Source organism: Sphingopyxis sp. Geo25, from assembly GCF_949769135.1.
In the GTDB taxonomy this organism is placed as follows: domain Bacteria; phylum Pseudomonadota; class Alphaproteobacteria; order Sphingomonadales; family Sphingomonadaceae; genus Sphingopyxis.
In genome coordinates this window covers 1,243,790-1,263,954 of record NZ_CATKOZ010000001.1, presented here as the reverse complement: position 1 = coordinate 1,263,954, position 20,165 = coordinate 1,243,790, and the positions used below count along the sequence as shown (strand labels likewise).

General features: G+C 65.3%; 16 protein-coding genes. 14 read left to right on the top strand and 2 right to left on the bottom strand.

Translation table 11 applies throughout. The annotated features are described in order from the left end of the window. Positions 1-128: 128 nt before the first annotated feature. From QOL68_RS06235 to lexA, 10 genes are all read left to right on the top strand, one after another. A complete protein-coding gene (locus QOL68_RS06235) occupies positions 129-2,075 on the top strand; it encodes a peptidylprolyl isomerase (RefSeq protein ID WP_282947877.1) in 1,947 nt (648 codons plus the stop codon). An 8-nt stretch (positions 2,076-2,083) separates the two neighbouring features. Then, a complete protein-coding gene (gene trpE, locus QOL68_RS06230; RefSeq protein WP_058456395.1) occupies positions 2,084-3,601 on the top strand; it encodes an anthranilate synthase component I in 1,518 nt (505 codons plus the stop codon). Between the two features lie 35 nt (positions 3,602-3,636). After that, a complete protein-coding gene (locus QOL68_RS06225; RefSeq protein WP_282947873.1) occupies positions 3,637-4,701 on the top strand; it encodes an alpha/beta fold hydrolase in 1,065 nt (354 codons plus the stop codon). A gap of 5 nt (positions 4,702-4,706) precedes the next feature. After that, on the top strand, positions 4,707-5,714 hold the full coding sequence (locus QOL68_RS06220; protein ID WP_282947871.1) for an NADP-dependent oxidoreductase: 1,008 nt from the start codon (positions 4,707-4,709) through the stop codon (positions 5,712-5,714). 69 nt (positions 5,715-5,783) lie between these two features. Beyond that, positions 5,784-6,374, top strand: coding sequence for an anthranilate synthase component II (locus tag QOL68_RS06215; protein WP_282947870.1), 591 nt, complete (start codon positions 5,784-5,786; stop codon positions 6,372-6,374). Then, a complete protein-coding gene (trpD, locus tag QOL68_RS06210) occupies positions 6,371-7,369 on the top strand; it encodes an anthranilate phosphoribosyltransferase (protein ID WP_282947869.1) in 999 nt (332 codons plus the stop codon). The genes QOL68_RS06215 and trpD overlap by 4 nt, the downstream gene beginning before the upstream one ends. After that, positions 7,366-8,151: an indole-3-glycerol phosphate synthase TrpC gene (gene trpC, locus QOL68_RS06205; RefSeq protein WP_282947866.1), complete on the top strand. Its 786-nt coding sequence runs from the start codon at positions 7,366-7,368 to the stop codon at positions 8,149-8,151. Before trpD ends, trpC begins: the two co-directional genes overlap by 4 nt. Before the next feature lie 551 nt (positions 8,152-8,702). Then, the gene (gene moaC / locus QOL68_RS06200) at positions 8,703-9,176 is read left to right on the top strand and encodes a cyclic pyranopterin monophosphate synthase MoaC (protein WP_282947865.1); all 474 of its coding nucleotides are present in this window, start codon (positions 8,703-8,705) and stop codon (positions 9,174-9,176) included. Then, positions 9,173-10,363, top strand: coding sequence for a molybdopterin molybdotransferase MoeA (locus tag QOL68_RS06195; protein WP_282947864.1), 1,191 nt, complete (start codon positions 9,173-9,175; stop codon positions 10,361-10,363). The genes moaC and QOL68_RS06195 overlap by 4 nt, the downstream gene beginning before the upstream one ends. Before the next feature lie 65 nt (positions 10,364-10,428). Next, a complete protein-coding gene (lexA, locus tag QOL68_RS06190; protein ID WP_058456071.1) occupies positions 10,429-11,106 on the top strand; it encodes a transcriptional repressor LexA in 678 nt (225 codons plus the stop codon). Here lexA and QOL68_RS06185 read toward each other — a convergent pair. Next, a complete protein-coding gene (locus QOL68_RS06185; RefSeq protein WP_283404282.1) occupies positions 11,060-13,144 on the bottom strand; it encodes a ComEC/Rec2 family competence protein in 2,085 nt (694 codons plus the stop codon). The two genes, lexA and QOL68_RS06185, sit on opposite strands and share 47 nt — an antisense overlap. Before the next feature lie 123 nt (positions 13,145-13,267). Between QOL68_RS06185 and gltX the strand changes: the two genes are divergently transcribed. Then, positions 13,268-14,722 carry a glutamate--tRNA ligase gene (gene gltX, locus QOL68_RS06180; protein ID WP_282947862.1) on the top strand — a complete coding sequence of 485 codons (1,455 nt, stop codon included), beginning with the start codon at positions 13,268-13,270 and terminating at the stop codon, positions 14,720-14,722. A 35-nt stretch (positions 14,723-14,757) separates the two neighbouring features. Further along, a complete protein-coding gene (locus QOL68_RS06175; RefSeq protein ID WP_058456069.1) occupies positions 14,758-16,041 on the top strand; it encodes a citrate synthase in 1,284 nt (427 codons plus the stop codon). 137 nt (positions 16,042-16,178) lie between these two features. Here QOL68_RS06175 and QOL68_RS06170 read toward each other — a convergent pair whose 3' ends face one another. After that, complete coding sequence (locus tag QOL68_RS06170; protein WP_058456068.1) at positions 16,179-17,084, bottom strand: hydrogen peroxide-inducible genes activator; 906 nt, start codon at positions 17,082-17,084, stop codon at positions 16,179-16,181. A gap of 131 nt (positions 17,085-17,215) precedes the next feature. Between QOL68_RS06170 and QOL68_RS06165 the strand changes: the two genes are divergently transcribed. Both QOL68_RS06165 and QOL68_RS06160 read left to right on the top strand, forming a co-directional pair. Beyond that, a complete protein-coding gene (locus tag QOL68_RS06165) occupies positions 17,216-17,683 on the top strand; it encodes an EF-hand domain-containing protein (protein WP_282947857.1) in 468 nt (155 codons plus the stop codon). 137 nt (positions 17,684-17,820) lie between these two features. Continuing rightward, the gene (locus QOL68_RS06160) at positions 17,821-20,061 is read left to right on the top strand and encodes a S9 family peptidase (RefSeq protein WP_282947855.1); all 2,241 of its coding nucleotides are present in this window, start codon (positions 17,821-17,823) and stop codon (positions 20,059-20,061) included. Positions 20,062-20,165 lie beyond the last annotated feature (104 nt).

Here is a 20,165-nt window from a genome sequence, read left to right as displayed (position 1 = left end):
CGCCCGGCGGCGTTCCAATGCAAGCGCGCGCCGCTTCGCGCTTTCCCGCCTTGAAGCCTGCCCGCCTCCCGCCTAAAGCAGCGCCCAAACCGCGCCCGAAGGCGCCACGCCGAAAGTATAGTCGTTTCATGATCACGTCTCTCCGCCGTCTGTTCGGATCCACCCTCGGCAAGATTATCGCGCTCGGCTTCATCGCCCTGATCGGCGTGCTGTTCGCGCTCGGCGACGTCACCGGCAACGCCTCGTTCGGCGGCCTCGGCGGCGCCAATGTCGCCAAGGTCGGCAAGAGCCAGCTCGGCGTCGGCGAGCTTCGCGAACGCGTTCGCCTCGCCTACAACCAGGCGCGGCAGCAGCAGCCGGGCCTCACGATGGCGGCCTTCGTCGAATCGGGCGGGCTCGACCAGGCGCTCAACCAGATGGTCGACGGCATCGCCTTCGAACAATTCGCGACCGAGCTCGGCTTCAGCGTCAGCAAGCGCCAGATCGATGGCCGTATCGCCGACATTCCCGCCTTTTCGGGGGTGTCGGGCAAGTTCGACCAGAAGACGTTCGAAAATTTCCTGCGCCAGCAGGGGATGACCGAGGCGCAGCTTCGCCGCGACATCAAGCAGCAGCTGCTGCTCGAACAGATCGGCGCGCCCATCGGTAACCTGCCGCGTATCGCGACGGGCATTGCCAGCCCCTATACCGCGCTGCTGCTCGAACAGCGCAGCGGCCAGGCAACCTTCATCCCCGCCAGCATCTTCGCACCGAAGAATGATCCGGGCGACGCCGCGCTGCAAAGCTTCCTTGCCCAAAACAAATCGAAGTTCACGGTCCCCGAACGGCGCGTGCTGCAATATGCGCTCTTCGACCGCAGCTCCGTTGCGGTTCCCGCGGTCAGCGACGCCGAAATCGAAAAGGCGTATAAGGCAAACGCCGCCCAATATGCCGCCAGCGAGACGCGCCGCTTTGCCCAAGTGATCGCCCCCGATCAGGCCACCGCCAACAGCATCGCGGCAAAGGCGCGCGCCGGCACGCCGCTCGCCGCCGCCGCGCAGGCATCGGGGCTTTCGGCCTCGACGACGGGCGAACTCACCCTTTCGGCCTACGCCGCGACGACCAGCGACGCGATGGCCAAAACGGCCTTCGCCGCCAAGCGCGGCGACATTCTCGGCCCGACCCAGACCGGCCTCGGCTGGGCGGTCGCACGGGTCGAGGCGGTGACCGCGAAGCCCGCGCGCAGCCTTGCCGACGCGACCCCCGAAATCCGCGCCGAACTCGCCAAGAACAAGGCAAACGAGGCGATGGTCGACTATTTCAACGCGATCCAGGACGCCGTGAACAGCGGCGCCTCGCTGGAAGAGATCGCGGCCGACCGCAAGCTGAAGGTCGAGGAAACCCCCGCCCTTCTCCCCAGCGGCCGTGCCCCGAAGGTGGCGGGCTTCGCGCTCGCTCCCGAACTCGCGCCGATGGTCAGCGGCGCCTTCCAGGGTAGCGGCGAAGGCGAAAGCCAGATCGCAACGCTGGTCGAGAACGAGAAATTTGCCGTCTATTCGGTGAAATCCATCCTTGCGGCCGCACCGCCGCCTTTTGCCGAAATCCGCCCCGCCCTGCTCGAGGAATGGCGCTTCGCCGAGGGGCAGAAGGTCGCCCGCGACAAGGCGCGCGCCATCGTCAAGGCGGTCGAAGGCGGCAAGAGCCTCGCCGAGGCCGCGCGCGCCGCCGGCCCCAACATCGGCAGCGTCCAGACGATCGGCGGCCGCCGCTCCGAACTCGGCCGCGACGGCAAGGGCGTCCCTCCCGAACTCGCGCTGCTCTTCTCGATGGCGAAGAACAGCGTCAAGACGCTCGAAGTCCCCGGCAACCGCGGCTGGATGGTCATCGCGCTCGACAAGGTCGATCGCCCCGATCCCAAGTCGATCGAACCCGCGCGCGTCGCCGCGCTCGCGCAACCGCTCGCCTCGGCATTCGGTAACGAGCTGGTCGAACAACTCGCCGCCGAGGCGAAGCGCCGTGTCGGGGTGACGATCAACAAGGACCTGGTCGATCAGCTCCGCAAAGAGCTGACCGGCGCCGCGCCGGCCGGCGAATAAGCGCAGGCGTGGCGATCGAGGGCAGAGCCGCGGCGCTCGAGGCGCTGGCGCAGGGCCGCGGCGCGGTCGTGTGGCAGCGGCTGATCGCCGACGTCGAGACCCCGGTGTCGGCCGCGCTGAAGCTTATCGAGCCCGGACGCGGCGACTGGGTGCTCGAATCGGTCGAAAGCGGCGAGACGCGCGGCCGTTACAGCCTGATCGGGCTCGACCCCGACCTGCTCTTTGAGGTCACCGGCGACTCGGCCCGCATCAACCGCAACTGGCGCCGCGACCGCACCGCGTTCCAGCCGCTCGATACGGGCGCGCTGCAGGCGTTGCGCGACCTCGTCGCCGAATGCCGCTTCGACGTACCGGACGCGCTGCCGAAGGCGCTCGCCACGCTCGTCGGCTTCTTCGCCTACGAAACGATCGGCCTCGTCGAGCGTATTCCGCGCGCGCCGGGCGCGGGCCTTGGCCTGCCCGACATGGTGTTCATGCGGCCGACGGTGATCCTCGTCTTCGACCGCCTCGCCGACGAGCTCTTCCTGATCGCGCCGATTTGGCCCGATCCCGAAGGGGCCATCGACCGGATGATCGAAGCGGCGCAGGACCGGCTCGACGATGTCGCCGCGCGCCTGTCGAGCGCGAGCGCGCACGCCGACCGCGCCACGACCGGTGCCTTGCCCACCGACATTGCCGCGACCCCCGCGACGACGCCCGCGCAGTTCGCGAAGATGGTCGCGGCGGCGAAGGAATATATCGCCGCGGGCGATATCTTTCAGGTCGTCCTCTCGCAGCGTTTCTCGACCCCGTTCGACCTGCCGCCCTTCGACCTCTATCGCGCGCTTAGGCGCATCAACCCATCCCCCTTCCTCTATTTCCTCGATCTGCCCGGCTTTGCGATCATCGGCTCGTCCCCCGAGATTCTCGTCCGCGTCCGCGACGGCGAGATCACGATCAGGCCCATCGCCGGCACCCGCCCGCGCGGTCGCACGAGCGCCGAGGATGCCGAAAATCGCGAAAGCCTGCTCGCGGACCCCAAGGAACGCGCCGAGCATCTGATGCTCCTCGACCTCGGCCGCAACGACGTCGGCCGCGCCGCGACCGGCGGCAGCGTGACCGTCACTGACAGCTACACGGTCGAATTCTACAGCCACGTCATGCATATCGTGTCGAACGTCATCGGCCGCATCGCGCCCGACAAGGACGCGATCGACGCGCTGTTCGCGGGCTTCCCCGCCGGCACGGTCAGCGGTGCGCCCAAGGTGCGCGCCTGCCAGATCATCGCCGAACTCGAAGCCGATGCGCGCGGGCCCTACGCCGGCGGCGTCGGCTATTTCGCGCCCGACGGCAATATGGACAGCTGCATCGTCCTCAGGACCGCGATCGTGAAGGACGGCGAAATGCACGTCCAGGCAGGCGCGGGCATCGTCGCCGACAGCGACCCCGCCTATGAGCAGCGCGAGTGCGAGGCCAAGGCCGGCGCGCTCTTCGCCGCCGCGCGCGAAGCGGTGCGGCTCGCCGGAACGCCGGGCTACGGGCAATAGCTTGACCGCGCCGGGACGCGCGCTAGCGTCCTGCCATGTACAAGATACTCGCCCCGCTCGCCCTGCTGCTCGCCGGCACCGCCCCCGCCCATGCCCAGACGGTCGATGGCGCCGTCGAGGGCGACGCGATTCTCAAGGATTTCGCCTTCCACACCGGGGAGAAACTGCCCGAAATCAAGATGCATTACACCACGCTCGGAAAGCCCCGGCGTGACAAGCAGGGCCGCATCGCCAACGCGGTGATGATCCTCCACGGCACCGGCGGCACCGGCAAGCAATTCTTCCAGCCGCAGTTCGCGAACGAACTCTTCGGCGCCGGCCAGCTTCTCGACACCAGCAAATATTACGTCATCCTGCCCGACAATCTCGGCCACGGCGGCTCATCGAAACCCAGCGATGGCCTGCGCATGCAATTCCCGAAGTACGACTATGACGACATGGTGGCGGCGCAATACCGGATGCTCACCGAAAAGCTCGGCGTGCAGAAGCTCGAACTGATCCTCGGCACCTCGATGGGCTGTATGCACGCCTTCGTCTGGGGCGAAACCTACCCCGGATTTGCCGAACGCCTCGCGCCCTTTGCGTGCCAGCCGGTCGAGATAGCGGGCGAGAACCGCATGTGGCGCACCCTCTCGATCGACGCGATCAAGGCCGATCCGCTGTGGAAGGATGGCAATTACACCGACCCGCCACTCTCGGGCCTGCGCACCGCCGCTTCGCTCTCGATGATCGCGGGTGCAAACCCCTATGCGCTGCAGGCCCAATATCCGACCCGCGTCGCGGCGGAAAAATATAAGGACGAGGCCTTCGCGCGCACCTTTGGCCGCAACGATGCGAACGACACGATTTACCAGCTTGATTCGTCGCGCAATTACAACCCGTGGCCGAACCTCGAAAAGATCACCGTGCCTGTGCTCTGGATCAGCTCGGCCGACGATTTCATCAACCCGCCGGGCTTCTCCTACCCCGCAGAGGGCGTGAAGCGCATGCCCCGCGCGCGCTACATCCTCATCCCTGCGAGCGCCGAGACCAAGGGCCACAGCACGCACACCTGGGCGAAATTCTGGAAAGACGATCTTGCGAAGCTGATGGCGGAGTGACACGGATGCAGGGCTTTGTTCTTAATCGCTACGGCGGCGCTGAAGCGACCGGGTTGCAGGAAGTCCCGTGTCCCGTTCCCGGTTCCGGCGACGTCCTCGTCCGCGTCCACGCCGCGGGCCTCAACCCTGTCGATTTCAAGACCCGCGACGGCATGCTGAAGGTCGTGCAGGGCTATGATTTCCCGGTCGTCATGGGCAATGAACTCGCCGGCACGGTCGAAGGCATCGGCGAAGGTGTCACCGACTTCAAGCCCGGCGACCGTGTCTTCGCGCGCGTTCCGAAGAGCCGGATGGGTGCCTTTGCCGACTATGCCGCCGTTCCCGCGAGCCACATTGCGCTCCTGCCGGCGTCGATCGATTTCGATACCGCCGCGGGCATTCCGCTCGCGGGCCTCACCGCGCTTCAAGCGCTACGCGACGAATTGCAGCTCAAACCCGGCAGTCGCATCCTCATCCCCGGCGGCGCGGGCGGCGTCGGCACTTTCGCGATCCAGATCGCCAAATGGCTCGGCGCCGAGGTGACGACCACCGCCTCGCCACGCGGCCGCGCGCTCGTCGAACGCCTCGGCGCCGACCATATCATCGACTACACCACGCAGAATTTCGAGGATGAAGTGCGCGACATGGACGGCGCCTTTGACCTGATCGGCGGCGACACACTCGAAAAATGCTTCGGCGTGGTAAAGCCGGGCGGCATGGTCGTTTCGGTCGCGGGAATGCCGGAACCGCTGACCGCACGAAAGGATCTCGGCCGCGGCGTCGGCCTCGCTGCGCTCTTCTGGTTCGCCAGCTTCGGCCTCCGCGCCAAGGCTCGCAAAAAGAGCGTGAGGTACCGCTATCTCTTCATGCATCCAAGCGGCGCCGAACTCGCCGAACTCGCGCAGCTCGTCGTCGACGAAAGGCTGGAGCCCGTCATCGACTGCGTATTCGCCTTTGCCGAGATCGGCGAAGCGATCGCCTATCTCGAATCCGGACGTGCGAAGGGCAAGGTCGTCGTGCGCATGGTGGCCTAAAAGCCAGCATTGCGGCGCGAAAAGCTTCTATCCCTTCCCCAATTCCCGCAAAGCCGTTAGGGCGCCCCCATGATCCTCGTCATCGACAATTATGACAGCTTCACCTTCAACCTCGTTCATTATCTGATCGAGCTGGGGGCCGAGGTGCGCGTCGAGCGCAACGACGCGCTGACCGCCGCCGAAGCACTCGCGACGGGCGCATCGGCTTTCCTCATCTCGCCCGGTCCCTGCACCCCGAACGAGGCAGGCGTCAGCCTCGACCTCGTTGCCGCCTGCGCCCAAGCCAAGCGCCCACTGCTCGGCGTTTGTCTCGGGCATCAGGCGATCGGCCAGCATTTCGGCGGGATCGTCCAGCGCGGCCACCTGATGCACGGCAAGACCTCGCCCGTCTGCCACGACGGCACCGGCCTGTTCATCGACCTGCCATCGCCGCTCACCGCGACGCGCTATCACAGCCTCGAGGTCGTCGATATTCCTGCCGAATTGCTGATCAACGCGACCAGCGATGATGGCGCGGTGATGGGCTTCCGCCACGCAGAGCTGCCGATCCACGGGGTGCAATTCCATCCCGAAAGCATCGCGACCGAGCATGGCCACGCGATGCTCGCCAATTTCCTGCACCTCGCGGGACTGCCGGTGGCGGCGCGGCAGGCGGCATGAGCCGCTTCGGTCCGCTTCCCGATCCCGCCGAACTGCTGGATCATGACGAGGCGGCGGACGCTTTCGCCGCCATTCTCGACAGCACCGCCAGCGACGAGGCGATCACCGAATTCCTGATCGCGCTGGCCGAGCGCGGCGAAACGATGGTCGAAATCGCCGCCGCTGCGCAGGCGATGCGCAACCGGATGATCCCGATCGATGCGCCAGCCGGCGCGATCGACGTCTGCGGCACCGGCGGCGACGGTCACCATACGCTGAATGTCTCGACTGCGGTCGCGATCGTCGTGGCGGCGTGCGAAGTTCCTGTAGCGAAGCATGGAAATCGCGCGGCTTCTTCCAAATCGGGCGCCGCCGACACGCTCGAAGCGCTTGGCCTCGACATGGAACGCGCCGCGCAGATGGCCGAAGCGCAGCTGGCCGACCTCGGCATCTGTTTCCTGTTCGCCGCGCACCACCATCCGGCGATGAAGCACATCATGCCGATCCGCAAGGCGATCGGCCGCCGCACCATCTTCAACCTGATGGGACCGCTCGCCAACCCGGCGCGCGTCACCCGCCAGCTCGTCGGCATTGCGCGCCCCGCATATGTCCCCGTCTATGCCGAAGCGCTGCACCGGTTGGGGACGGATCATTCGCGGGTGATTTCCGGCGACGAAGGGCTCGACGAACTCTCGCTCGCCGGCGGCAACGAGGTCGCGATCGTCACGCGCGAGAATGTCCGTATGCAGCGCAGCGTTGCGGCCGACGCGGGGCTTCCCGGCCATCCCATTTCGGCGATCCGCGGCGGCGATGCGCGAGAAAATGCCCGCGCGCTGCGCGGCCTCCTGCAAGGTGAACGGAACGCCTATCGCGACGCCGTGCTTTATAATGCCGCCGAGGCGCTCATCGTCGCCGGAGCGGTCGAAAACCGGATCGACGGGGTCGAGGAAGCCGCCGAAGCCATCGACAAGGGGCTTGCCAACGCGCTCCTCAATTGCTGGATCGCCTACAGATGAACAAGCTCACCCAGATTCTCGCCACCAAGGCGGATGAGGTCGCGACCCGGCGGCAGGCCTATTCGATGGCTGACCTCGACCGTGTCGACGCGGGCGCTCCGCGCGGCTTTCAAGCCGCCCTGCAGGCAAAGATCGATGCGGGCGGCTACGCCCTGATCGCCGAAATCAAGAAAGCATCGCCTTCCAAGGGATTGATTCGTCCCAATTTCAATCCCGCCGACCATGCCCGCGCCTATGCCGCCGGCGGCGCGGCCTGCCTCTCGGTGCTCACCGACGCCCCTTATTTTCAGGGGCATGAAGAGTTCCTCATCGCCGCGCGCACCGCGTGCGATCTGCCCGTCCTGCGCAAGGATTTCATGATCGACCCCTGGCAGGTCGCCGAGGCGCGCTCGATCGGCGCCGATGCGATCCTGATCATCGTCGCGGCACTCGACGACGGCGCCATGCGCGACATCGAGGCGGCGGCGGTCGAGCGCGGCATGGACGTGCTCGTCGAAGTCCACGACGAAGCCGAACTCGACCGGGCGCTGGCCAAGCTCCAGTCGCGCCTGATCGGCGTCAACAACCGTGACCTGCGCACCTTCGAAACCGATCTCGCCGTCACCGAGCGCCTTGCGAAGCGCGTTCCGGCGGGCACGTTGCTCGTCGGCGAAAGCGGCATCGCGACCCGCGCAGACTGCCAACGCCTCGCGGAAAGCGGCGTAAAAACCTTTCTCGTCGGCGAAAGCCTGATGCGCCAGGACGACGTCACGGCGGCAACGAAAGCGCTGCTCGAAGGCTGACGGCCGCTTTGGGGTGGAAAGCAGACGTTGCCCACTAGCGTAAGTTAGCGAGCATTCCTCCGCACGGCGCCGCCTTATCTGAAATTCCAGAGCGCTGAGTGATTACCACTGTTTTGTTGCCAATCTGGACTTGGGCCGGCAGCTTCGTCTGGTCTGCTTCCATAAACTCAACAACAAGCTCAGTCGGTGACGACCACCTCAGATTAACCCCCCAACTGCACTCGCTTCGCGTGGCCCCATATAGCGCACCGGCAGCAACAGTGTCGTCTGTTTCTGCGCGCGATGGCCGCAGTTTAATTTCGTATCCAAACGCAGTCGTTGCGCCACCATTCGTCTCGAACAGAATGGCGCGGGTCGTTCCGTCAGGTGAGGTAACTGACGCGACCTCATCGCTGCTGGGCTGGCCTATACAGCTGCAGAGCAGAAAAACTGTTGGAAGCAGAATGATGGGGCGCATCAGGTAAACTTGCCACGGAGCGTTTATGTCCGCAATCGGTCGTTTCCTGCCATTCCCCTTGCCTTTCCAGCCCTGCCTTGCTTCGCTCCCGACGATGAAACCCAAACCGACTCATCTCGACGACACCGGCGCCGCGCATATGGTCGATGTCGGGACCAAGCCCGCCACCGGGCGCCGCGCCGTCGCGGGCGGCCGGATCACGATGTCAGCCGATGCGCTCGACGCGATCCGCAGCGGCGACGCGCCCAAGGGCGACGTCCTCTCAACCGCGCGTATTGCCGGGATCATGGCCGCCAAGCGCACGGCCGATCTCATTCCGCTCTGCCACCCGCTCGCGCTCTCTAAAGTGTCGGTCGAGTTCGCGTGGGAAAGCACCGGCATCGCCGTGCGCGCAACCGCCGCGACGACCGGCCCGACCGGCGTCGAAATGGAGGCGCTCACGGCTGCATCGGTTGCGCTCCTGACGCTTTACGACATGGCGAAGGCGCTCGACCGCGCGATGATCCTCGGCGATATCCGCCTGCTCGAAAAGAGCGGCGGTCGCTCGGGCGACTGGCGCGCCGAATGAGCGGCCTGCTCCCGGTCGAGGAGGCGCAGGCCCGGCTGCTGGCCCTGCGAGGGCCGCTCGGTAGCGAGAATGTCATCTTTTCCCGGTCCTTTGGTCGATATCTTTCGCAGGATATCCTCGCCCAACGCGACCAGCCTTCGGCCGACCTGTCGGCGATGGATGGCTACGCAATCCGCGCCGCCGACCTGCCCGGCCCGTGGGCGGTGACCGGCGAAATCGCTGCGGGCAGCACGCCGCTCCAGCGCGTCGGCCCCGGCGAGGCGATGCGCATCTTCACCGGCGCGATGCTTCCCGAGGGCGCCGACACGATCGTTATCCAGGAGGATGCCATTACCGAGGGCACGCATTTGCGTCTCGCCACCGCTGACGAGATCCGGCCCGGCCAGCACGTCCGGTCGCGCGCGAGCGACTTTCCGACGGGCGCGCGCCTTCTCGCCGCCGGAACCCGCGTCACGCCCGGCGTCATTGCCGCCGCGATCATGAGCGGCGCCGCGCAGTTGCCGGTAGGCACCCGTTCGCGCGTCGCGATCATCACCACCGGCGACGAACTCGTCCAGCCGGGCCACGCGCTCGCGCCCGGCCAGATCCCGGACAGCAACGGCACAATGCTCGCGGCGATGCTCGGGACCGAGCCCGCCGACGTCTCGCTGCCTTTGCACATTCGCGATGACCGGCTGATGATATCGCGTGTTCTCAGGGACCTGGCGCGACGTCACGACGTCATCGTGACCGTCGGCGGCGCCTCCGTCGGCGATCATGATCATGTCCGCGGCGCGCTTGAGGACGCTGGCGGCTCCCTCGATTTCTGGAAGATTGCGATGCGCCCGGGCAAGCCCCTGATTGCCGGCCGCATCGACGACGCCATATTGCTCGGCCTGCCCGGCAATCCCTCGTCCGCCTTTGTCACCGCGACGCTGTTCCTCCTCCCCCTCGTTCGCCACCTCGCCGGGGCGCACGCGCCGTTACCCGAGGTTCGGCAAGCTCCGCTCGCCGCCGCGCTCGGCCCCGGCGGCAAGCGGCGCGACTATCTCCGCGCACGGCTGGAGGGCGGCTTGCTCTCGGTCTTCGACGGACAGGACAGCGGCCGCACCGTGCCGCTCGCCGAAGCGAACGCGCTGGTGATCCGCGACATCGCTGCGCCGGCGCGCTTGGTGGGTGAACCAGCGGACTATATCGCTATCGCTTGACAAGTTCCGGTTTGTTCCACTATCGTTCTCCCTATGTCCGGAACTGACATCATGGAGAACAAGCGATGTTGACCGCGAAGCAGCACGAACTGCTCCACTTCATCCAGCAGCGCCTTGACGCGAGCGGCATTTCGCCGTCGTTCGAGGAAATGAAGGAAGCGCTGGGCCTGAAGTCGAAATCGGGTATCCATCGCCTGATAAGCGCTTTGGAAGAAAGGGGTTTTCTCCGCCGCCTGCCCAACCGCGCCCGCGCGCTCGAGGTGCTGAAGGTGCCCGAGGCGGCCAAGACGCCCGTGCGCAACGATAATGTCGTTCCGCTCCGCAAGCCCGCCCCCTCGCTCAAACCGATTGCCGCGAACGATATCGTCGAAGTGCCGCTGCACGGGAAGATCGCGGCTGGCGTCCCGATCGAGGCGTTCGAGGATCACAACCAGCTCGCGGTTCCCGCCGCGCTGCTCGGCGCCGGCGAACATTACGCGCTCGAGGTTTCGGGCGATTCGATGGTCGAGGCGGGGATTTTCGACGGCGACTATGCGCTGATCCAGAAGGTCAGCACCGCTCGCGAGGGCGATATCGTCGTCGCGCTCGTCGACGGACAGGATGCGACGCTCAAATTCTTCCGCCGCGAAGGCAAGATGATCCGGCTCGATCCTGCAAACAGTTCGTACGAACCCCAGCGCTACGAAGCTGGGCGCGTCATTGTGCAAGGGCGGCTTTCGGGACTGCTTCGTCGTTACCACTGACCTGCGGCGCATTGCGCCACGGATGGCCGTCGCCCGCCGTCAGCGCGGCGACGGCTTTCGGCTTTTCGCCAAGGTAGATGGCAAGCCCGCCGCTTTCCGCCAGACTGTCGCGGTCGATCGTCAGCCAGCGCCCGACGCATTCGCGTGGTAGCCAACGGTCGCTGATCACCACATCGGCGGCGGCGCAGGCGGGCGCCATCACGCTTCCCTCGATCCGGTCGCGGCCGCGTGAGGCGAGGACGATGCGGCCCTCCTGTACCCAGCGGCAGAAATCGACATTGCACGCGACATGGTCGAGCATGGCCAGCGCGCCCAGCGGCGCGTCGCTGCCGCCCGCCTCGTTCATCGTATCGCGGACGAAATCGCCCGCGCGATCGCGCAGCAGCGCATAACCGCCGCCGGGCACAGCAGCGGCGATGTTTCGACCATCGGCAGTGATCAGCAAATCGGGGCGCGGCTGCAGGACGAGCACCGCCATGCCCGCGACGAGCGGAGCGAGTCCCCACCAGCGCCATGATCGCTGCCAGACGAGAATCCACAAGCCGCCAGCAATCGCCAGCGCAAACGCCCATGCCGGAAACCGCGGTAGCGTAGCGACTGCACCCGGCGCGTCGGCGACCTGATGCGCGAGCGCAATCAGGACTCGCAGGGCCTGCTCGGCAACCCACCAGAAGGGTGCTCCGAGCCCGAGGCTGTCGAACAGCAACGCGAGCGCCTCGAACGGCATGACAACGAAGGTCGTCAGCGGAATCGCGACGACATTTGCCAGCGCGCCATAAAGTCCGGCCTTGTGAAAATGGAACAATGCGATCGGCGCCAGCGCGACCTCGACCACCAGACCGGTGACCAGCAGGCCGGCGATCCCGCGCGCCCAGCGTCGCACCAGTCCCTCGTCGCGCCGCGCCATGAAGCGCTGCATCGCGGGGCTTTCGTGCAGCACGACGATCGCCGTCACCGCCGCGAAGCTCAGCTGGAAGCTCGGCCCGACGAGCGACTCGGGCCGCCAGACGAGGACGATCAAGGCGCCCGCCGCGACCAACCGCAAGGTCAGCGCCTCGCGCCCCATCAGCAAGGCCACGAGCACCAGCAGCGCCGCGATCAGCGATCGCAATGTCGGCACCTCGGCGCCCGCTAGCCACGTATAGCCCGCCCCCGCCAGCGCCCCGGCGGCCGCCGCGACCGGCAGCACATATCCGCCCAGTGCCAGGCGCGGGCTCAGGGCGAACAGCCGCCGCGCAAACAGCATGGCAAACCCGATCACCGCGGTGACGTGCAACCCGCTGATCGACAGCAGATGCGCCAGCCCGCTTCGTCGCATCGCCTCCTCGTCTTCGGCGGAGATCGCCCCCCGGTCCCCGGTGACCAGCGCCGCCGCGATCCCGCCCGGCGAACCCTCGATCTGGCGGTGGATATGCTCGCTCAGCCGGGCGCGCAGCGGTTGCCTGCCCTGCCCCGCACCCGGCGCGCGCGAAACATCGCCCAACACCGTTCCCACCGCGCCGATCCGGTCGAACCACGCCCGCTGCGCAAAATCATAGCTTCCGGGCAGGCTTGCCGCGGGCGGCGGCATCAACCGCGCGCGCAGCCCGATCCGCTCGCCCGGCATGATCGTGCCGCGCGCTTCGCCACGCAACGTGACGCGAACCCGCGGCGGCAGGTCATCGCGTCCGCGCGGGCGCAGGATCAGTCGCGTCTCGCTCCGCGCCGGCAGCGGTTCGACGGCCTCGACCTCGGCCGAAAAAGCCGTCGTCGCGGGCTGCGCCAGCACCGGCGCACCGACCGATGTCGCGCGCGCCCATATCAGCAGCACCCCGATCGCGATGATGCCGCAGCCCACCATGACCATGCGGCCGATCCGGCTCGACCATCCGATGAGCAACCCGGCCAGCCCGCCGCTCGCGAGCATGAACAGCAAGCCGGTCCAGTGCGCCGCCGCAGGCAAGGCGAACCATGCCGCGATGCCTGTGCCGAGCGCGACGGGCAGCCACAACCCTGTCCGTTCCCGCTCGCTGTCGAGTCGCGCTTCGATGTCGGCCAAAAGCCGGCGCAACGGCGCCGCAAAGCGCAGGCCAATGGGCGTTTGAAGCCGCCTTGTCGCCATGCTAGGGGCTGCCCCGACCTCCGACCCTCAAGGGCGGAAGAATGAAAGAAAGAGGCCAAGGTGGCAACCGAAACCCCAACCGATCTGGCAGAAGCGACCGGCGCTGACGTCGTGACGCGCTTCGCCCCCTCCCCGACCGGCTATCTTCATATCGGCGGCGCGCGCACGGCGCTGTTCAACTGGCTGTTCGCACGCCACCACGGCGGCAAATTCCTGCTCCGCATCGAGGATACCGACCGCGCACGCTCGACCGACGCCGCGATCGACGCGATCCTCGATGGGATGCGGTGGCTCGACCTCGATTGGGACGGCGAGACCGTCTATCAATTCGCGCGCGCGCCGCGTCATGCCGAGGTTGCGCACGAACTGCTTGCGAGGGGCGAGGCCTATCGCTGCTACCTGACGCAGGACGAACTCGCCGCGATGCGGGCCGAGGCGCAGGAGAAGCGCATTCCTTTCCGTGTCCGCAGCCCATGGCGCGACCGCGAGGACGGCGATCCGGCGGTCCCGCACGTCATCCGGCTGCGCGCACCACAGGAGGGAGAGGTGACGATCCACGACCGCGTGCAGGGCGCGGTTACCGTCCAGAATGCCGAGCTCGACGACTTCATCCTGCTCCGCAGCGACGGCACGCCGACCTATATGCTCAGCGTCGTCGTCGATGACAATGACATGGGGATCACCCACGTCATCCGCGGCGACGACCATCTCAACAATGCCTTCCGCCAGCTCGCGCTGATCCGCGCGATGAACTGGCGCGAGCCGACCTATGCCCATGTGCCGCTGATTCACGGCGCCGACGGCGCGAAGCTGTCGAAGCGCCACGGCGCGCTTGGCGTCGACGCCTATCGCGACGAGCTTGGCTATCTGCCCGAGGCTATCAACAACTATCTCCTCCGCCTCGGCTGGGGGCATGGCGATGCCGAGATCATCAGCCGCGAGCAGGCGGTCGAATGGTTCGACCTCGCCAATGTCGGCCGCTCGCCGTCGCGCTTCGACTTCAAGAAGCTCGAAAATCTCAACGGCCACTATATCCGCGAAGCCGATGACGCCCGCCTCGCCGGCCTTGTTGCGCCGCGTGTCGAAACGCTCGTCGGCCGCGCGCTCGGCGATGCCGACCTTGCGCTGCTCACCCGCGCGATGGAGTCGCTGAAGCCGCGCGCGAAGACCCTCGACGAAATCGCCGAAGGCGCGCTTTTCCTTTTTGAAACCCTGCCGCTGGCGGTGGACGAAAAGGCGGCGCAGGTGCTAAGGGACGCTCCGGAGGGAGTGCTCGCGAGCGTCACCGAAAAGCTGCGCGGCCTGAACGGCTGGACTGGCGAAGATATCGAGGCGGCGGTTCGCGCGACAAGCGAGTCGGCCGGAGTCGGGCTCGGCAAACTCGCGCAGCCGCTGCGCGCCGCGCTCACCGGGCGAACGGTGTCGCCGGGGATTTTTGACGTCTTGCTGCTGCTCGGCCGTGATGCGAGCCTGGCGCGACTTGACGCAGCGCACAATTATCCGGCAGGGGCGTAACGCAACGTCTCCCGCCCTAGCATCAGGGGAAGAAAATGACCGATACTGCAAAGATCACCCTGGGCGACACCACCGTCGAGAATCCCGTGCTCAAGGGCACGGTCGGCCCCGATGTCGTCGATATCCGCAAATTCTACGCCCAGACCGGCGCCTTCACCTATGACCCGGGCTTTACCTCGACCGCGAGTTGTGAGTCGCAGATCACCTACATCGACGGCGACGAGGGCGTGCTCCTCCACCGCGGCTATGCGATCGGCGACCTCGCCGAAAATTCCAGCTTCATGGAAGTCTGCTACCTGCTGCTCAACGGCGAGTTGCCGAACGCGCAGGAACTCAGCGATTTCGACAATACGATCACGCGCCACACGATGCTGCACGAGCAGCTCGCGACCTTCTATCGCGGCTTCCGTCGCGACGCGCACCCGATGGCCGTCATGTGCGGCGTCGTTGGCGCGCTCTCGGCCTTCTATCACGACTCGACCGAGATCCACGACCCGTACCAGCGCATGGTCGCCAGCCACCGGCTGATCGCGAAGATGCCGACGATTGCGGCGATGGCGTATAAATATTCGATCGGTCAGCCCTTCGTCTATCCGCGCAACGACCTCAGCTACACCGGCAATTTCCTCCGCATGACCTTCGGCGTCCCCGCCGAGGAATATGAGGTGGTTCCCGCCGTCGAGCGGGCGCTCGACCGCATCTTCATCCTTCATGCCGATCACGAACAGAACGCGTCGACCTCGACCGTCCGCCTCGCGGGCTCGTCGGGCGCCAATCCCTTCGCGTGCATCGCGGCGGGCATTGCTTGCCTGTGGGGCCCCGCGCATGGCGGCGCGAACGAAGCGGCGCTCAACATGCTGCGCGAAATCGGTCGTCCGGAACGCATTCCCGAGTATATCGCGCGCGCGAAGGACAAGGATGATCCGTTCCGCCTGATGGGCTTCGGCCACCGCGTTTACAAGAATTACGACCCGCGCGCGACCGTGATGCAGAAGACGGTGCGCGAGGTGTTCGACGCGCTCAAGGTCAACGACCCGGTGTTCGAGGTCGCGCTGCAGCTCGAGGAAATGGCGCTCAACGACAGCTATTTCGTCGAGAAGAAGCTGTTCCCGAACGTCGACTTCTATTCAGGCGTGATCCTCTCGGCGATCGGCTTCCCGACGACGATGTTCACCGCGCTGTTCGCACTCGCCCGCACCGTCGGCTGGGTCGCGCAGTGGAACGAGATGATCTCGGACCCCGCACAGAAAATCGGCCGTCCGCGCCAGCTCTACACCGGCCCGACGCACCGTCCGTACGTGCCGGTCGACCAGCGCTAGGCGCGGTCAGGTCAACGGCAACAGCAAAAGGGGCCGTTTTGCGGCCCCTTTTTCGTAAGCGAATAGCGGGCAACGGCCGGTTGCGGTCGTTAGCCGACTTTCCCCCTCATGCCGGATTTGATCCGGCATCGATGGGGCTAGTTCGCCTGATGCTTGCGAAAGATGTCCGCGAGCATCCGGAACTCGTCGGCGCGCGGACTGCCCTTGCGCCAGACGAGCGCGATGGTGCGCCAGTCGTGATCCGAATCGAGCGGGCGCGTGTCGATGTCGGTGTGATCGAGGATCCCCGCCTCGATCGCCATCTGCGGCAGCATTGTGATGCCGAGGCCGTTGTCGACCATCTGGACGAGCGTGTGGAGCGATGTGCCCATCATGCGGGCGCCGGCGCGCAGTTCGGGGCGGTTGCACGCGGCGAGCGCGTGATCCTTCAGGCAATGGCCGTCCTCGAGCATCAGCATCTGCGCGGGGTCGAGCTGGTCGGCGCTGACCATCGCGGGGAGATCCTCGGCCTGGTCGCCCGGGAAGGCGACGAACAGCGCGTCGTCGAACAATTTCTCGCTCTCGACGTCGCCGCAGGCATAGGGGAGCGCGAGGAGGACGCAATCGACCATGCCGTGGTGGAGCGACTCGCACGCCTGCGCGCTCGGTTCCTCGCGGAGAAACAGCTTGAGCGAAGGGCGTTCCTTGCGAAGGCGCGGAAGCAGGCCGGGAAGCAGAAAAGGCGCGATCGTGGGGATCACGCTCATGCGCAGCTCGCCGACCAGCGGGGCAGCGGCAGCCGCCGCCATATCGGCCAGTTCCTCGGCCTCGCGCAGCACGCGATGCGCCTTGTCCACGATCGCATTGCCGAGCGTGGTGAAGCGGACGACGCGGCGGGTGCGCTCGACGAGCGTCTGACCGAGAAGGGTCTCAAGCTCGCGTATCCCCGCCGACAGCGTCGACTGCGTCACGTTACACGCGTCAGCGGCACGTCCGAAATGGCCGTGCTCATGGAGCGCGACGAGATATTGCATCTGCTTCAGCGAGGGGAGGTAGTTGTGCATTGATCGGATATAGCCATAGATTTTTCATTTTTGAACAGTTTGCTCGATATATATATTCGCGACCATATTGGTGGCGTTTTCCGCTGGCGCGCGACGTCCTGTGCTAGCTAAGTCGCAGGATGGAGGGCTTTATGGCGGTTTCGCGATTCCTGATCGGCGGCGTGGCAAGCGCGCTGCTGCTGACCGGCGGGCTTTTCTTGTGGAAGGGCTATAGCCAGATCGCCGAGGAGGAGGAGCTGCCTGAACCGCCGCCAGCCTTGCCTGCGATCCCGGTCGCGGGAGCAGGTGCGCCGAAGCGCGGACCAGCGCCGCCCGAACTGCCCGCCGCGAAAGAGGCGTCGCGCGAAGAGCGGCGTTTCAACCGCTTCGATCGCGACCGGAACAACAGGATCAGTCGCGTCGAACTGATGTCGGCGCGCACGGCAGGATTTCGCAAGCTCGACAAGGATGGCAACAATCTGCTGACCTTCGAGGAATGGGCGGCGGCGACGGGCGAGCGCTTCGCGGGGGCAGATGCCGACAAGTCCGGCGACCTGACACGCGCCGAGTTCGCAACGACCGCGCCGAAGCGGGCCGTGAAGGCGAAATGCAGTTGCTGAGAAAATAGGGCCTGGGCGTAGTGTCTGGAAACGACCGATAGCGGACATTTCACCTCGATTTTTGCTTTCGCCAATGCGGACTCTCATCCATCATTCTGAGGGCAGCTAGCTAACCTAGTATTGAAAGTCCTGATGGCGTGACAGTTAAATGGATTTTGAAGTATGCTTCGGCCCTCTCATTCGTCGTTGCGTTGGATATCGCCCTTGCGACTTCGGCAATAGCCGCAGAAAATAGTAAGCACAGCTTTGTCATAAGCGACGTGCTCGACACCGTTTCGATCGAACGGGCTACGACATCTCCAGACGGCGAATGGGTAGCGGCGGTTGTCCAGCGACCGGCACGACAGGGCGAAGTTTTCGGACGCACATCCTATGAGGTCGACCCATCCCGCAACGATGTCTGGCTGATATCCTCCCGGACGGGCGAACGCCGCAATGTGACACAAGGGCAAGAGCACGCGGCGGGGTTCTGGTGTGCGACTTGGTCGCCAACCGGTGACAAATTGGCGATGCTTTCCACGCGCCCCGAGAGGGCCGAGCCCCGCGGCGGCGACAATGTCCATCTGTATGTCTGGGATCGTGCTTCGGATAAAATACGGCGGATTACCGAAGCTCCGGTGATGACGCAGACACCATATTCGTCGCTGAGCAAACTCGATCTTCGCGGTGGCGCGGGCGGCGGCGGTGCCACCCATAACTGCCAAAACGGCATCGGGATGGAAAATGCCCCCTTCGCATGGCTCGATGACGGCCGCTTGCTGACCGTTACGCTGCCCGCCGGACAAGTCTCGGCCCTAATCGACGAAGGCGGCCGGCCATTTGATCGGACCGCGAAGACATGGATAGCCCTGCGGGATGCTGTGTCGCCGACCGTTTCGGCAATGGGAAGCGGTGCCGAAAGAATATCGGATCAGGATCATGTTCCCCGCGCCATCATCCGGATCGTGAACGCGGATACACAAGCGGCGTCAATATTGGGCGAAGTGCCGGCTTATCCGTTCGAGGGCTCGCTTACGTTAAGCGTATCGCCGAATGGCGAGCAAATTGCCGTACTCGCGCCGCGCGGCGCCATCCCACCCACGCGCGACCTTCGCATTCCAAAGTTCGACGGCGAATGGATGGTGGAAAAACAACTTGGCATTATGGCGCTTGCTGGAGCGAGTAAGGTGCGGTGGCTGGCTCCACCCGAAGCCGCACGCTACCCGCTGGAACTATTGGATTGGGCGCCCGATTCCCGGACCGTCTGGTTTCGTGCCCGTGCTCGGTTCGAAGACACTTCGGCCGCGCTGTTCGCCGCTGATGTCGCCGCCGAAATAAGGCCCGCCAGTCCGAATTCTGAGGCTCTGCCGGGTCGGAATGCCGATCCATCCGGCGCATTAGCGGGTCTACCCAAAGGTGCCGAACTGCTCGAAGCGCGCGATGACGCGATCCTGTGGCGGGAAGCGACTAAGACAGGACTGCATCTGGGGCGAACATTGCTACCCGATGGCAAATCGACACGTCTCCTCACAGTCAATACGCATCTTGCCAGCGTCGATTGGGGGGAGACACGGCTGGTCGATTATCTCGGGGCCGGCGGCCAGTCGCTAAAGGCTGCCGTCCTGTTGCCGCCGGGCTACCAAGAAGGAACACGCTATCCCGTCATCACTTGGGTGTATCAAGGTTATGTTGTCCGCACTGCCGACGAATTCGTGCTCAATCCCTATATGCCGGGCATCCACAATATGAGATTATATGCGGCACAGGGATATGTCGTTCTGGTTCCTTCGATACCATCGCATCGCATCCTGCCGGGGAACGATCCCAAGGCCGAGCTCGCCGATAATGTGCTTCCCGCCGTGGATAAGCTGATTAGCCTGGGCATTGCCGATCCCGAGAGGCTTGGCCTTTGGGGTCATAGTTTTGGCGGGCATAGCGTCTACACGCTTGTTACCCAGACCAACCGCTTCAAGGCGGCCGTGGCGCTATCGGGATTGACCGACATAGCGCAGGCCCATGGGCAGTTCGACCCGACTGCGAGCGGCTATCCCGGCATCGAACATGAAAAATCGAGAAACTGGACCATATTCGAATCCGGACGTGGATTCGGCCAACCGCCTTACGAGGATCCCACGCATTATTCGAACAATTCACCCATTGCGAATGTGGGACGGGTGGAGACGCCCCTGCTGATGATCCATGGGGAATTCGACATCAGGGGCGGACCGGCGCAGGCGGAAACATTCTTTCACGCCCTCTACCGCCAAGGCAAGACCGCGCGCCTTCTCCGTTATTGGGGGGAAAGCCATGGCCTCGGCCTATCGCCGGCTAATATTCGCGACATCGTTCATGAAACGCTGGACTGGCTTGACCGCTATCTTCGGAAGAGAGCCCGATAGGCTCACCTGGAATTCAGCAACCAAGTTGACGGTCGCAACTCCGCGACGCATCGCCGAAAGCTACCGTACCGCTTCCCACCCCATAGCCGGCACGCCTTCAAATA